Below are 1,439 nucleotides of genomic sequence, written 5' to 3' on the forward strand. Positions count from 1 at the left end.
TGTTTGATCATCCGACGCCGGGTGGGTTGGCTACGTGCGTGGAGTCGGTGGGTGTTGTGCGGCCGGCGTTGGTGGCGGGGGTTCGGCCAAGCCTGGTGCCGCTGTCGTTCGCTCAGCAGCGGATGTGGTTCCTTAACCAGTTTGAGGACGGTGCTCCGACGTACAACATGCCCGCGGCGTTTCGGTTGTGCGGTGCTCTGGATGTCGCGGCTCTGCAGGCGGCCATCGACGACGTGATCATCCGCCACGAGAGTCTGCGGACGGTGGTCGTCGATGTCGATGGGATGCCGGTGCAGCACGTGCTCGCGACTCCTGACGGTCGGCACAGTTTGTTACCGGTCGACGTCGAACCCGACGCGCTCGGTCATGTGCTGGCCGACTTTGCCCGTCACCGCTTCGACATCTCCACTGATATTCCGTTTCATGCTGCTGTGTTCCGCTGCGGTGTCGACGATCATGTCCTCGCGATCGTGATGCACCACATCGCGTGCGACGGATGGTCGCTGCGGCCGCTGACTCGTGATGTGTTGACGGCTTATCGAACACGGTGTCGCGGTGCGGGCCCTGACTGGGATCCCTTGCCGGTGCAGTACGCGGATTACGCAGTGTGGCAACGTGAACTGTTGGGTCACGAGTCCGACCCGGACAGTTTGATGGCTCATCAGTTGGCGTATTGGGGTGAACAGCTCGACGGATTGCCCGAGACGCTGGCACTGCCCCTGGACCGGCCCCGGCCTCCGGTGAGCAGCTACCGCGGCGATGCGGTCGACGTGCATATCCCCGCCCCCCTGTGGGCTGGGGTCACCGCCCTGGCCGCTCAGCATAACGTCACCGCGTCGATGCTGTTGCAAGCGCTCACCGTGGTCCTGCTGCACAGAGTGACCGGTGAGGAGGACATCGCGGTCGGTGCCCCTATCGCGGGGCGGATGGACGACGCTCTCGACGACCTGGTGGGTTTTTTTGTCAACACCTGGGTGCTGCGGGCGCGAGTACGGGCCGGCGACCGGTTCCTTGATGTGCTCGACCAGGTTCGCCGCCGGGCACTGGACGCTTACAGCAACCAGGACGTCCCTTTCGAACGTTTGGTGGAATGGATCAACCCGACCCGTTCGGCGGCATATCACCCGCTGTTCCAGGTCGCGATGGCCTTCCAGAACAACCTCGGTTACCACGTCGAGCTCGAGGACATCGTCGTCGAGGAACTCACCGTCACCACCGGCACCGCCAAATTCGACCTCGACTTCGACATCGCCGAGACCTTCGATGAGCACAGTGCGCAACCTTCGGCCACTGGGACGTTGGCTTACGCCACCGACCTGTTCGACCGCAGCACCGTTGAACGCTTCGTCGCATGGTTGCTCCGCCTGACCGAAGCGGTGGTCACAGACCCCGCGGTAGTGATCGGTGACGTCGACCTGCTCGACCCCACCGAACGCGAC

The 1,439-nt window shown here is 63.7% G+C and carries 1 protein-coding gene; it reads left to right on the top strand.

Annotation, left to right across the window (positions count from 1 at the left end; genetic code table 11):
* Positions 1-38: 38 nt before the first annotated feature.
* On the top strand, positions 39-1,439 hold a 1,401-nt coding region (locus tag ACFW3F_RS25490), incomplete at its 3' end, for a condensation domain-containing protein (RefSeq protein WP_388062495.1).

The sequence above is a fragment of the Gordonia sp. NPDC058843 genome (assembly GCF_042743165.1).
Taxonomy (GTDB): domain Bacteria; phylum Actinomycetota; class Actinomycetes; order Mycobacteriales; family Mycobacteriaceae; genus Gordonia.